The 12,220-nt window shown below is 61.4% G+C and carries 12 protein-coding genes; 5 read left to right on the top strand and 7 right to left on the bottom strand.

Translation table 11 applies throughout. The features are described from left to right. Nucleotides 1–57: 57 nt before the first annotated feature. From EKH80_RS07770 to EKH80_RS07760, 3 genes are all read right to left on the bottom strand, one after another. Nucleotides 58–588, bottom strand: coding sequence for a hypothetical protein (locus tag EKH80_RS07770; protein WP_126684179.1), 531 nt, complete (start codon nucleotides 586–588; stop codon nucleotides 58–60). Then, a complete protein-coding gene (locus EKH80_RS07765; RefSeq protein WP_126684178.1) occupies nucleotides 588–1,139 on the bottom strand; it encodes a peroxiredoxin in 552 nt (183 codons plus the stop codon). The genes EKH80_RS07770 and EKH80_RS07765 overlap by 1 nt, the downstream gene beginning before the upstream one ends. Before the next feature lie 387 nt (nucleotides 1,140–1,526). Then, nucleotides 1,527–1,988 carry a hypothetical protein gene (locus tag EKH80_RS07760; protein ID WP_126684177.1) on the bottom strand — a complete coding sequence of 154 codons (462 nt, stop codon included), beginning with the start codon at nucleotides 1,986–1,988 and terminating at the stop codon, nucleotides 1,527–1,529. A 306-nt stretch (nucleotides 1,989–2,294) separates the two neighbouring features. On the opposite strand from EKH80_RS07760, the gene EKH80_RS07755 reads away from it, so the two are divergent. Further along, nucleotides 2,295–2,711 (top strand): universal stress protein, encoded by a 417-nt coding sequence (locus EKH80_RS07755; protein WP_126684176.1) that lies wholly within the window; start codon nucleotides 2,295–2,297, stop codon nucleotides 2,709–2,711. Nucleotides 2,712–2,889: 178 nt separating this feature from the next. Next, the gene (locus EKH80_RS07750) at nucleotides 2,890–3,711 is read left to right on the top strand and encodes a ferritin-like domain-containing protein (protein ID WP_126684175.1); all 822 of its coding nucleotides are present in this window, start codon (nucleotides 2,890–2,892) and stop codon (nucleotides 3,709–3,711) included. 61 nt (nucleotides 3,712–3,772) lie between these two features. On the opposite strand, the gene EKH80_RS07745 is transcribed toward EKH80_RS07750, so the two are convergent. From EKH80_RS07745 to EKH80_RS07735, 3 genes are all read right to left on the bottom strand, one after another. Beyond that, nucleotides 3,773–4,042: a hypothetical protein gene (locus EKH80_RS07745; protein ID WP_126684174.1), complete on the bottom strand. Its 270-nt coding sequence runs from the start codon at nucleotides 4,040–4,042 to the stop codon at nucleotides 3,773–3,775. Further along, nucleotides 4,042–4,515 carry a DUF6491 family protein gene (locus tag EKH80_RS07740; protein WP_126684173.1) on the bottom strand — a complete coding sequence of 158 codons (474 nt, stop codon included), beginning with the start codon at nucleotides 4,513–4,515 and terminating at the stop codon, nucleotides 4,042–4,044. The genes EKH80_RS07745 and EKH80_RS07740 overlap by 1 nt, the downstream gene beginning before the upstream one ends. A 63-nt stretch (nucleotides 4,516–4,578) precedes the next feature. Continuing rightward, nucleotides 4,579–5,316 (bottom strand): outer membrane protein assembly factor BamD, encoded by a 738-nt coding sequence (locus tag EKH80_RS07735; RefSeq protein WP_126684172.1) that lies wholly within the window; start codon nucleotides 5,314–5,316, stop codon nucleotides 4,579–4,581. A gap of 508 nt (nucleotides 5,317–5,824) precedes the next feature. Here EKH80_RS07735 and EKH80_RS07730 point away from each other — a divergent pair. The 3 genes from EKH80_RS07730 (at nucleotide 5,825) to EKH80_RS07720 (ending at nucleotide 9,011) form a co-directional block, all read left to right on the top strand. Continuing rightward, nucleotides 5,825–6,652 carry a hypothetical protein gene (locus EKH80_RS07730; RefSeq protein ID WP_126684171.1) on the top strand — a complete coding sequence of 276 codons (828 nt, stop codon included), beginning with the start codon at nucleotides 5,825–5,827 and terminating at the stop codon, nucleotides 6,650–6,652. A 643-nt stretch (nucleotides 6,653–7,295) separates the two neighbouring features. After that, a complete protein-coding gene (locus tag EKH80_RS07725) occupies nucleotides 7,296–8,540 on the top strand; it encodes an MFS transporter (RefSeq protein WP_126684170.1) in 1,245 nt (414 codons plus the stop codon). A 156-nt stretch (nucleotides 8,541–8,696) separates the two neighbouring features. Further along, a complete protein-coding gene (locus EKH80_RS07720) occupies nucleotides 8,697–9,011 on the top strand; it encodes a hypothetical protein (protein WP_126684169.1) in 315 nt (104 codons plus the stop codon). Between the two features lie 165 nt (nucleotides 9,012–9,176). Here EKH80_RS07720 and aceE read toward each other — a convergent pair whose 3' ends face one another. Further along, complete coding sequence (gene aceE / locus EKH80_RS07715) at nucleotides 9,177–11,870, bottom strand: pyruvate dehydrogenase (acetyl-transferring), homodimeric type (protein WP_126684168.1); 2,694 nt, start codon at nucleotides 11,868–11,870, stop codon at nucleotides 9,177–9,179. Between the last annotated feature and the right edge of the window lie 350 nt (nucleotides 11,871–12,220).

Below are 12,220 nucleotides of genomic sequence, written 5' to 3'. Positions count from 1 at the left end.
AGCGATAATGCCCAACGGGACAACGGTCGCTGAATCAGGGCCTTTCTACGGAGCGCCCTACGGCCGTGGCCGGAATTGCAGGCGCACGGCGGGCTGGCCCAACTGCCACGCAAGCCATATCAGGGCGGGCACTGCGAACACCTGCATTCCCAGCGCGATCAGCAACGGACGCTTGAACGCATCCAGTTGCTGCTGGACCGAGCTATCGCCAACTTGCTCCAGCGCGCTCCACTGGTGCCAGAGCGATACGCCTCGAAACGCGAGCCACACCCCCAGTACCAACGCTACGACACGCAGTACCGAACGCGCCCACGGCTGGCGCAGGATGCACCCCGCGGTGGCAATGATCACCACGAAGGCGGCGGCGAGATAGCCTAGGTCCCAGCCCAGCATGAAGCGCAGCCCCAATGCCTGTTCCGCGTCGCTCGCCGGCAGCTTGTGCAACTCCGCCCATACCTGCTGGGCGTGGCGAAGGTACTGCGAACCGAGAAAGCCGGCCACCAACAGCATGATCCAGGTGAACATTCGCCACCATGCAAAGCCGGGCTTCCTACTGTGCAGGTCCGAATCGAAGCGCGAGATCAGCATCAGGCCGCAGCCTTCTTCAAGGTGGCCAGATCGCCAAGCACCTGCGTAGCGTTTTCCTTCGGATCGACGTCACGGTAGATCTTGGCGATCTTGCCGGTGGGGTCGATCAGAAAGGTGGTGCGTTTGGCGAAATGAAAACCGACGGCCGAAGTGAGTACACCATATTTGATAGCGACCTGGCGGCTGGCATCGGACAGCAGCGGAAACGGCACGTGGTATTTCGCGGCAAACTCGGCATGCGACTTCACGTCGTCGAGGCTTACGCCCAGCACGTCCGCCCCGGCCTGACGCAACTTTACGATCTCGTCGCGGAAGGTACAGACCTCGGTCGTGCAGCCGGGCGTGAAATCCTTCGGGTAGAAATACACCACCAGCCAATGCCCGTGAAAGTCGGCGGGACTGCGCCAATGGGCGTTCTGGTCCTGCAGGCGGAACGCGGGCGCCACCTGCCCGACTTGCGGATTGCCTTGCGGTCCGGTGCCGGCAAGCGCAGGAATCGCCGACAGGCCCAGCAGGCCGATCGTCGCAAGCAAGGTCAACCAACGACGCATAAAGCGCTCCCGCCTAGAGAAGGGCTGAGTATACGCGCGGCCAACGTAGGGACGCTCTGATCTATTCCACGCACCCGGCATGACGTCCAGAAGGCTCGCAGGGTGTGTCGCGCGGCACAGGGCAGACTGGCCGTCTGTTCAAGCCGCGGGGCACGGCCTGCGGGCCTTCTGGGCGTCACCCCGTCATCAAAATTTAAAATGCTGGGGCCGCACTGTATGCGTGTCTGGCTGCGCCCCAGTGCCTAGACAGACAGCCAGTCTGCCTTCACCCCTGGGGCGCAGCCAGACGCGCATACAGTGCGGTGACGGGTACGTGGAATAGATCAGAGCGTCCCTAAGCGAAAGGCGCCTTGCGGCGCCTTTCGTTGGGTGCGGGGCAGCAACTGCTCAGCGACCGATCGGTTCAATATCGAACTTGTCGACGGCCACACCAAGATTGATGCCTTCGCCGCTACCCGACAGCGCAATCGAAGTAGTGCCCTTGGTCAGCACCTGGAGCGTGCCGCTGCGCACCACGCCAGCGGAAGCCCCTGCTTGCGCGTAACCACCATAAACATCCTTGATGCCATAGACATGGCTGATGTCGCCATGGCCGGTGACATGGAACTTGCCCGCTGTCAGCCCGCCGCCATACATGCTGATGCTGACAGCAGCGCTTTGGCCGTTATCGCATTTGACATCGCCGCGCCCCTCGGCGTGCTGGTAGATCACTGACCACCCGGACAGGCTGTAGGTCAGGTGGCATTTCACCGGCGCTTCGCCCGCCTGGACCGAACTGGTGGAAAAACCAGCCAGGGCACCTGCACAAAGCAGCACGGCGGCCGTCAATCCAAAAGTACGCTTGCTCATAAAGCCTCCTGGACGCTGGCATGGATCAGCCATGCCGTAGCAAGAGTGTGGGATCCAAAAACTGAACAGATCGCCAAGCACGGCTGGCCGCGTTCAGTGTTGGCAAGCCCCCCGTGAGGTGCGCGTAGAGGGCTGTGGCGGTCTTTTGCCCAGAAATTAGCGTGTGACGTGCCCGCCCAGCCCCCCCCTGCAGGCCTTCTGCACCTGATGCCGGGTGGGTGGAATGGATCAGGGCATCCCTTGATGCTTAACTAACAATGCGCCGCGCACACTGAAGCTGGGCGGCTTTTTTGATCCGGAGTAATCATGCCCAAGTATTCGCTGGTCGGCTATGACAGTTCGGAAACCTCGCGACGCGCCTACCGTTTCGCGATGGCCTTGGCACGTGCCTGCAAGGGCCGGGTTCGAGTGGTGTCGGTGCTGCAGGTCACCCAGGGCGGGGCGGATGCCTGCGCCCTGGTCATGACCGACTCTGCCAGTGAGCGAACCCGGGAAACTCTGCTGGAACTGCGTGCGCTCGACTCCGATACCGACGCACTGGTGGACCTGGAAATCACCCACGGCAGTCCTGGCGATATCCTGCTCAACCAGGTCAAGCAGCACCCCATCGACCACATCGTGATCGGGCACACCGAACGCGGTGCTCTCGGCCGTTGGCTACTGGGCTCGGTATCGGAAGAGGTGCTGGCCGGCGCCCACGTACCCGTGACGGTGGTGCGGTAGCGCAGAAGAACACAGCGGCCAGGCAGCTCCCACCAAAGCCGTCCCCGTCTTGCGATGGGCGGTTTGGGCTTGCTCTTCCCGCAAAGCTGGCATTAATCCGTTCCAGCGTTCACCATTTATCCTGTTGTCCCGGATCTGTCACAGATCCGATGGCTTTTTTTTGCACAGGAACCCCTACGTGGACTACAGCACCGTCCTTCCATGGACTCTGGAAAGTCTGGATTTTGCCGAGATTGACATGGCGCGCGTGCGCCACAACGAAAACCTGTTCCTGTTGCTGTGCAGCGCGTCATTCGTGGAAAGCGGCTCGGACCTGTACACCAGCAACCTGATCGAGCATTTCGACGGCGACCTGGAGCTGCAGGCCTGGCTGCGCGATCACTGGGAGCATGAGGAACTGCAGCACGGCCGCGCCCTTGCCACCTACGTGCGCCACGTGTGGCCGGAGTTCGACTGGGAAGCCGGATTCCAGGCGTTCTGGAGAGATTACGGCGCGCTCTGCACCAATGAACAATTGGAACCCTCGCGCGGCCTGGAACTGGCCGCCCGTTGCGTAGTGGAAACCGGTACCGCCAGCTTGTACCGCGCCTTGAACGACATCGTCGACGAGCCGGTGCTCAAGCAGCTCACCAACCACATCAAGAGCGACGAGGTACGGCACTTCAAGCATTTCTACCAGCACTTCCAGCGTTATCGCACGCAGGAAAAGCTGAGCCGCTACCAGGTGTTCCGCACCATCCTGCGCCGCGTCAACGAAATCAGGAACGAAGACAGCGACATTGCCCTGCGCCACGTCTTCAACCAGTGCTACCCGCAACACAAGGCCGACCAGTCGCAATTCCTGAAAGTGGCCGGTCCCGCGCAGGCACTGCTGCGGCGGCATATTCCCGCGGAAATGACCGTAAAGATGCTGCTCAAGCCGCTGGACCTGCCACCGCGCCTGCAGCAGACGCTGGAAAAGCCGCTCGCGCGGATCAGCGAGCGTTTCTTCCTGCAGTAGGCTGGGAAGCAACGGCAAACCGGGGGTGAAAGCTGGGATCGCCATCCCAGCCTTCTCGCCCTCAATGCGATGAAGTTTCAAGCTCCTGCTCTTGCTGTTCGCCCTGCGTCTGCGGCTCAGGCCAGTGATACCAGTCGCGATGCAGGGAAAATTTCCGGCAAGCAAGGCAAGCGGTGATCTCCCAGCGATAGCCGCAACCCGGGCAGACGCCGCCGGTCCAGAAGGTGTTCCACTGCGTACCGCAGCCGCCCATGCGCCGCGAGCAAAGCCAACGGCTGCTGCCCAGCGGACGCCAGGCGCACAGTGGGCAGTAGATTTCCGGCTCAGCCATTATCGGCTGCTGCTGGACGCGGGCGCATTGCCGCTGTTATCGCGCGGCAAACTGTCGATGTGACGCTGGCTTTCCTTTTCGAGCTTGAACTGCGCCAGGTCGATCGGGCGAATCTGCTTGATCACGCAAGGAATATAAGGTCGGCCGGTGAGTACCTTGTCGAAGCCGGTCTGCACTTCATTGGTAAAACTGGTCAAGCCGATGAAATTGGTGAAGGTGAGATTGTTGCAAGGCCACACGTCAAGCAGATAGGCCTTGCTGGGTAGCGTGTAGATCACCAGCTGCGAATCGCTGAGCGGCTCCCACGAATAGATCTGCATCCCCATGATCAGACGGAAGCTGCGTACCGGCGCGCCGGCAGCAGCGTTGTAGGCCTGTTGGCGTTGCTGGAGGCGCTGCGCATACGGCGCGGTTTCGCATGCTGTCAGCAGCACACCAAGAAGCACGAGAGCCAGAATGCGTAGCTTCGACATGACACCTGCCTCCTTGATCCAGGTAGTCACCCTAACGCGCGAGCCAACTACCGGTGCACGGGCCTACTTCTTGCCGCCCACCGGCTGCCATTTGGACGCATCGAAACCGCCTACCTCGAACACCAGTTCCTGCTGGTCGCCATCGCGCGTGGTGACGTTCATACTGATGCGCCTGGTCTTCTCCAGGGCGGTAATGAAAGGCTTGTCATCGCGGATGAAAATCGCCGGCTCGCTGCCGGTGGTCGGCAGGAAGGCGCGCAGCGGATGCGGCTTGCCGTCGAACTGGGCGGTGATCGTGCAATTGCCTTTGCATGCAAAGCCGTGCCCGGTGCCGAACAGGAATACGCTCTGGCCCCATTGGGTATGGCGGCGCAATACCAGCCGCACTGAGCGATCGCCGCTGGGCCGCGTGCTGTAGAGGCTGGCGGTCGATTGCGTACCGCCTTCCATCGGGCCGACCTGGTAGCTCCAATTCGCCTCCAGGCGCCGTTTTTCGGCCGATTCCTTCGCCCGCTGCGCCACCTCGGGCAAGCTTTGCTGGACTTGCTTGGCCGCATCGGATGCCGGGAATTGCTTGACGATGGTCTCGCCGATCTGAGCTGCAAGCTCATCGTTCTTAGCTTGCAGCGCTTGCTGGTAGGTCTCAAGTTCCCGGTTCGCTTCCTGGGTCATCTGCTGCGCCTGCGCTTTGGCGGCATCCTCCGGCGACGGGGAGTTCTGATCCGGTGAACAGGCGGCAAGCAGCAGCCAGCCACAGGCAGCGGTCGCGACCAGGGCATGGCGGAAAGGCGTACGGGTCATCGGCGGCGGTCCCAGCGAAGTGAGGCCTCTAGCTTGAAACGAGCACCAGCCCAGATGCAACCGTTACAGATGCCCTGATGTATGCCACGCAGCCGACGCTACACTCTATGCGCGTTTGGCAGTGCCCGGCGACGAACCGCGTAGGCTGGGATGAAATCCCAGCTTCGTGTCTAGGGTGTCGCAATGCTGGGATTGCCATCGCAGCCTACGTGCTATGTGGGTTGCTTCCTTGAGAATGTGATTGAACACCTCTTCGAGCATGCAGGCATAGGCCGCATGACGGCGCTCGATGGCGAACGGTTCCCGACAGACAAAGCTCGGCCCCGCGCAATCGAAATATCAGGCCGTTTAACTCGCATACGCGCAACAAACAATGTCACATGACCTGAGATTTATCTCAATTACTTTATTTTGCATGCCAAGCCTAAATTTTAAGGAAAAGTCCTTGCACTTTCGCCGCCGTGCTTTTTTATAGTCACCCTTACCCCTTCCGATTGAGGCGACTCTTATGCATCTGCCAATCAAATACATGGTCCTGGGTTTGGCCGCTGCCACCACTCCCTCGTTCAGTATGGCCCAACAGCAAAGCGCCGAAGACGACCACTTCACTCCCGCCACGGTACCTGGCGTCGTTTCTTATACCGAAAATACCAATGCCGATGGCAAGGTCATCATTCATCGTTCGATTGAAGTCGACAGCCCTGACGAAGCTGGCAAAAAAATCGTGATCGGGCAGGTGCTGGAAAAGCAGGAAAATGGCGAGCTGCTCTTGATACCCGGGCAACAGCCGGAAAATGCCGATGTATACCGGCAGAAAATTTGTCAAAAAATCGGAGGCATAGACGTTACCAACCAGTCTAACGTCGTCATTGGCGAAGAGACATTGGATGGAGGGTCTTGCAAACAACCCAACTCAAAAGCTTCCAAGCACCTGCCTAAAGCGGGCGCCATAGTGAACGGCACATTCAAAGAGTCGCCCGATCTCAAAATAAATGACGGAAGCGAGGCTAATATCTCCGGCAGCCTGCAGGCGACTTCCAATTATGTAAATCCTGTAGCCCCTAGCACCAGCACCATTATTAACCAAAATTTCTACACTATCGGCACTTCCTATTATGGCACCATAGTTGTTGGCATGGTTTCTGCAAAACTGACGATCATGGGGAGATGCATTATGCGGTCCGCTGACCCCGCCAGCGCGGGCCAAACAGGATCCATTTCCGCGTATGTGAATTGTCTTTCCGGTCCCACCGCTGGTTTCTACCCCACCACCTTGGAGGGGTGTATTCCTGCTTTCTGCCGTACGGGAATGGGACAGGTTGCTGTTTTTCAATAATCGTCAGTGCGTTTTCCCCGTCCGACAGAGCGTTGGGCGGGGTGTAGGCGTCGCACGCGGCTCGTCTTCATTGATCTGGGCGCGGGCGCAATCACGTCAACCGCAGCTGCAAGCAGCCTGGAAATCCAGCTTGATCTGGACCACTTCATCACCGCACCCAGCCAGCTGATTGCATCGATCAGAGCGTCGCTAGGCCGCCGATGACCGACCGAAGCGCTCCCACAATGCCGCACGGTAGCGTCTGCTGCAGGGGACGTGGATGCCGTCGCGTCGCGTAAGGCGGGCATCGTCGGTATCCAGGGAGTCGATTTCGGCCTGAAAGTCGAGGTTAACTACACTAGTTGCGGTGCATGTGCACGAAAAAGTGCGCGTCGAGCCGCGCTTCGAAGCCAGCCATGTTGGCGCGCAGCCGGGAGTCTCGGCCACGTACGTGCAGGTTTACGTATGAGCCGGAGGCTTGCAGCGTGTAGGTTGGGGTGCAAACCCCAACATAGCGATGTGTGCGGATGGCAATGCTGGGGTTTGCACCCCAGCCTACGCGTTGGAGTGCAGCCGGGATCGCATATGGAGCGGTGACGGGTAGATTGAATAGATCAGAACACCCCAATCCCCCGATAATGCCTGCTCCAGCCAGGGACCCCGCATGTCACCCAAATCCGCGCCGAACTCGGCCGATTCGCTGCTCCACCACCGCGCCTACCTTGCTTTCTGGTGCGCCCGCACCGCCTCCAGTTTCGGCTTCCAGATGCTCTCCGTGGCGGTGGGCTGGCAGATCTACGCGATCACCGGTCGCGCATTCGATCTGGGGCTGATTGGCCTGGTGCAATTTTTTCCGTCGGTTCTGCTGGCGCTGCCTGCCGGCCACCTGGCCGACCAGTTCGATCGGCGGCGCATCGTGCTGATCGGGCAGATCGTGGAATGGCTGGCGATCGTAATGCTGGCGACGATGACCTTGCTGCATGCGATCAACGAAGCGGGCGTCCTGCTGCTGATCTTTGCAGTCAGCACCGCCAAGGCGTTCGAGTCACCATCGCTGCAGTCCATGGTACCAGCGCTGGTTCCTACCACCCTGCTGCCGCGCGCCATGGCGGTAAACGCTTCGGCAATGCAGGCGGCCATGATCATGGGACCGGCGTTGGGCGGCCTTCTGTATGTCGCCGGCCCTGGCGTCGTCTATGCAGCGGCGGCGGCTTTGTATCTGGTTTCCACCGTGATGGTGTCGCAGCTGCGCTACGAGCAGGCACCGCCGAAGCGCGAACCGGCTACGCTGAAGACTTTGTTTGCCGGAGTCCATTTCATCCGCGAGCGCAAAGACGTGCTTGGCGTGATTTCGATGGACCTTTTTGCCGTGCTGCTGGGCGGCGCAACCGCGCTGCTGCCAATCTTTGCCAAGGACATTTTGCATACCGGGCCATGGGGCTTGGGCTTGTTGCGCGCGGCCCCCGCCTTCGGCGCCTTGCTGATGTCGTTGTGGCTGGCGCGGCACAGCATGGAGCGCAACGTGGGCAAGATCATGTTCGCCTCGGTGGCCGGCTTTGGCGTGGCGACGCTGGTGTTTGCGTTGTCCAAAGTGCTGTGGCTGTCGCTGCTGGCACTGTTTGCGCTGGGTGCCTTCGACATGGTCAGCATGGTGATCCGCGGCTCGCTGGTGCAATTGGATACGCCCGACGCCATGCGCGGTCGCGTAAGTGCAGTGAATGCGATTTTCATCAACACCTCCAATCAGCTCGGCGAGTTCGAATCCGGCATGGTGGCCGCCTGGCTGGGCGCGGTCGGCTCGGCCGTGGTTGGCGGCATCGGCACTCTGGCGGTGGTCGGGCTGTGGGTGCTGCTGTTCCCTACCCTGCGACGCAGGCAGCGGCTGCACATGGCGTCTTCGTCGGCATGAATCGTGTAGGCTGAAATGGCCATTCCAGCCTGCGCGTGGCAACTGTGCAGATGACGCAAATCAAAGCCCGAATGTCGACTTTCGGTTAACGTCCTGCTCACGTTAGCGCTGGCAAGTTCTTAAAACCCTGGAAACACCGAGAGAAGGAACAATGCCATGAGCAGGCAAGCCGACATCGAACGCCGACTCGACCACCTTGGCAACCGTGTGCGCGAGTATGCAGACGGTGCCGCCGATACCGCCGACGACTGGCTTTCTCGCGGTCGCCGGGCAGTAGGCAGGCTCAGCAGCAGCAATGCCAGCAAGCGCATTGCGCGCCGCGCCGAAGACCTGGCCGACGAAGCCAATTACCAGTACCGCCGCCTGCGCCGCCATGCGGGCCGGCACCCGGTGGCCACGGCGGCGATCGTTGCCGGCACCGTGGGTGCGCTGTTCCTGCTTTATCGCGCGCTGCGCCGAGAAGAGGATTGAGCGGCTCCTGTGAAGACGTCATTCCCGCGCAAGCGGGAAGCCATTTTTCTCTGATGTGCCAATGAAAATGGATTGACCGGCATTCGCCATTGAAAAGCGCCTTCGCTTGCGCGGAAATGACGGACGTACATAAAAAAGCCCGCCTTTCGGCGGGCTTCTCATTTCTTACATCGACAGCGGGTTGGGCTTGTCCGGATCGAGCTTGTATTCGCGGATCGCACGCGATACATCCTTGGCGTTGACCTTGCCGTCCTTTGCCAACGCGGCGAGGGCGGCATGCGCAATCCAGTAGCGGTCCACTTCGAAGTAGCCGCGCAGGTGCTCGCGCGTATCCGAGCGGCCGAAGCCATCGGTGCCGAGTACGGTGTAGTTCATGCCGTCCGGCATGAAGGCGCGGATCTGGTCGGCGTATTCGCGAACATAGTCGGTAGCAGCAATCGCCGGACCCTGACGGCCCTGCAATAGGCCGGTGATGTACGGCACACGTTGCTCGGCTTCCGGATGCAGGCGGTTCCAGCGCTCGGCATCGAAACCGTCACGTCGCACTTCGATGAAGCTGGGCACGGACCAGATGTCGGCGCTGACGCCGAAGTCCTTCTCCAGCAGTTCCGCCGCGGCGATCACTTCGCGCAGGATGGTGCCCGAGCCGAGCAGTTGCACGCGCGGCTCGCCCTTCTTCGGCTTGCCGGCATCCTTGAACAGGTACATGCCCTTGACGATGCCTTCCTCGACCCCTTGCGGCAGATCGGGATGGGCATAGTTCTCGTTCATCACGGTGATGTAGTAATACACATCTTCCTGATCCTCCAGCATACGGCGGGTGCCGTCCTGCAGGATCACCGCCACTTCGTAGGAGAAAGTCGGGTCGTAGGCGCGCACGTTCGGAATCGCGCCGGCCATCAGGTGCGAATGACCGTCTTCGTGCTGGAGGCCTTCGCCGTTGAGCGTGGTGCGGCCCGAGGTGCCGCCGATCAGGAAGCCACGCGAACGCATGTCGCCGGCCGCCCAGGCCAGATCGCCGATACGCTGGAAGCCGAACATCGAGTAGTAGATGAAGAACGGCAGCATCGGCTGGTTGCTGATGCTGTAGCTGGTCGCCGCCGCCATCCACGCGGCCATGCCGCCGGCTTCGGAGATGCCTTCCTGCAGCACCTGGCCCTTCTGGTCTTCGCGGTAGTACAGCAGCTGGTCTGCGTCCTGCGGACGGTACTTCTGGCCGAACGGCGCGTAGATGCCGATCTGGCGGAACATGCCTTCCATGCCGAAGGTGCGCGCTTCGTCGGCGACGATCGGCACCACGCGCGGGCCAATACCCTTGTCGCGCAGCAACAGGTTCATGCCGCGCACCAGGGCCATGGTGGTGGAGATTTCGCGGTCGCCCGTACCCTTGGTGATCTGCTCGAACGCCGCCAGTTCCGGCGCCTTGAGCTTCACGTCCGTGTGGCGGCGGCGCTGCGGCAGCGAACCGCCCAGGACCTTGCGGCGCTCAAGCATGTACTGCACTTCCGGCGAATCCTTGCCGGGATGGTAGTACGGCACGTCCTTGAGCTTGTCATCCGGCACCGGGATGTTGAAGCGGTCGCGGAAGTGGCGCACGGCCTCATCGTCCAGCTTCTTCTGCTGGTGCGTGGGGTTCTGCGATTCACCGGCCGCGCCCATGCCGTAGCCCTTCACCGTCTTGGCGAGGATCACGGTGGGCATGCCCTTGGTATTCACCGCCGCGTGATAGGCCGCGTACACCTTGTGCGGGTCGTGGCCGCCACGATTGAGGCGCCAGATGTCGTCGTCGCTGAGGTTGGCGACCATCTCGCGCGTCTCCGGGTACTTGCCGAAGAAGTGTTCGCGCGTGTACGCGCCGCCGAATGCCTTGCAGGCCTGGTATTCGCCGTCGACGGTTTCCATCATCAGCTTGCGCAGCACACCGTTCTTGTCGCGCGCCAGGAGCGGGTCCCAGTAGCTGCCCCAGACCACCTTGATGGCGTTCCAGCCGGCGCCGCGGAACACGCCTTCCAGTTCCTGGATGATCTTGCCGTTACCGCGCACAGGGCCGTCAAGGCGCTGCAGGTTGCAGTTGATCACGAAGACGAGGTTGTCCAGGCCTTCGCGACCGGCCAGCGAGATCGCACCGAGCGACTCGGGTTCGTCGCATTCGCCGTCGCCCATGAAGCACCAGATCTTGCGGTCGGTCTTCGGCATCAGGCCACGGTGTTCCAGATACTTCCAGAACTGCGCCTGGTAGATGGCCTGGATCGGCCCCAGGCCCATCGAGACCGTCGGCACCTGCCAGTAGTCGGGCATCAGCCACGGGTGCGGATACGAGGAAAGGCCGCGGCCGCCCCCGAGCACTTCCATGCGGAACAGGTCGAGCTGGTCCTCGGTGATGCGGCCTTCGAGGAAGGAACGCGCGTACACGCCGGGGCTGGAATGGCCCTGGTGGAACACCAGGTCGCCCGGATGCTCGGCGCTTGGCGCGCGCCAGAAGTGGTTGAAGCCTACGTCATAGAGCGTAGCGGACGATGCGAAGCTGGCGATGTGGCCGCCCAGTTCGCCCGGCTTGCGATTGGCGCGCACCACCATCGCCATCGCGTTCCAGCGGATCAGGGTGCGGATGCGCCACTCCATCGCGGCATCGCCGGACATCTTTGCTTCCCGATGCGGCGGAATGGTGTTGACGTATTCGGTGGTCGGATCGAACGGCAGATAGCCGCCCGAACGACGGGTGGAGTCGACCAGCCGCTCCAGCAGGAAATGCGCGCGCTCGGTCCCTTCGCGATCGATGACGGCGTTGAGCGATTCGACCCATTCCTGGGTTTCGGTGGGGTCGAGGTCCTGGTGGAGGATGTCGTCGAGCTGATCCATGAAGCGTCTCCGCGGCGCCATGCGCCGCCATTGCGGTGGGTGCGCGTCGCCGGGGACAGCGACGTAGCCGAGGCAGGCATCGATCCGTCGGCTAGGGCCGGCACGGAACAGTGAGGGACCGCGTGGCGTGTTCGCCGCAAGACGAGCTAACCGCCCGATTCTAGCCTCGGCGCAACGATCTCGCCAATTGTCGGACCATACATACGTATGCGCAGGGTTTGTGGCGGCGCACAATACCCCTCTCTCCCAAGGAGACTTGATTAGCGTCGAGTCTCAGTAGGGTTTCGAAGATCCCGCTCCGGCAAGGGGCGGGATCGGAGTAAGCCGGCAGCCAGGTCTGCGAGCATCGC

It is taken from the genome of Dyella choica (assembly GCF_003977665.1).
GTDB classification, from domain to species: Bacteria; Pseudomonadota; Gammaproteobacteria; order Xanthomonadales; family Rhodanobacteraceae; genus Dyella_B; species Dyella_B choica.
Note: the sequence above shows the minus strand (reverse complement) of the source record. Positions and strands in the feature narration are given on the sequence as shown.

Coding starts and splice junctions, on each gene's coding strand:
- EKH80_RS07770 (WP_126684179.1), bottom strand. CDS start 588: ATGCTGATCTCGCGCTTCGATTCGGACCTGCACAGTAGGAAGCCCGGC.
- EKH80_RS07765 (WP_126684178.1), bottom strand. CDS start 1,139: ATGCGTCGTTGGTTGACCTTGCTTGCGACGATCGGCCTGCTGGGCCTG.
- EKH80_RS07760 (WP_126684177.1), bottom strand. CDS start 1,988: ATGAGCAAGCGTACTTTTGGATTGACGGCCGCCGTGCTGCTTTGTGCA.
- EKH80_RS07755 (WP_126684176.1), top strand. CDS start 2,295: ATGCCCAAGTATTCGCTGGTCGGCTATGACAGTTCGGAAACCTCGCGA.
- EKH80_RS07745 (WP_126684174.1), bottom strand. CDS start 4,042: ATGGCTGAGCCGGAAATCTACTGCCCACTGTGCGCCTGGCGTCCGCTG.
- EKH80_RS07740 (WP_126684173.1), bottom strand. CDS start 4,515: ATGTCGAAGCTACGCATTCTGGCTCTCGTGCTTCTTGGTGTGCTGCTG.
- EKH80_RS07735 (WP_126684172.1), bottom strand. CDS start 5,316: ATGACCCGTACGCCTTTCCGCCATGCCCTGGTCGCGACCGCTGCCTGT.
- EKH80_RS07730 (WP_126684171.1), top strand. CDS start 5,825: ATGCATCTGCCAATCAAATACATGGTCCTGGGTTTGGCCGCTGCCACC.
- EKH80_RS07725 (WP_126684170.1), top strand. CDS start 7,296: ATGTCACCCAAATCCGCGCCGAACTCGGCCGATTCGCTGCTCCACCAC.
- EKH80_RS07720 (WP_126684169.1), top strand. CDS start 8,697: ATGAGCAGGCAAGCCGACATCGAACGCCGACTCGACCACCTTGGCAAC.
- aceE (WP_126684168.1), bottom strand. CDS start 11,870: ATGGATCAGCTCGACGACATCCTCCACCAGGACCTCGACCCCACCGAA.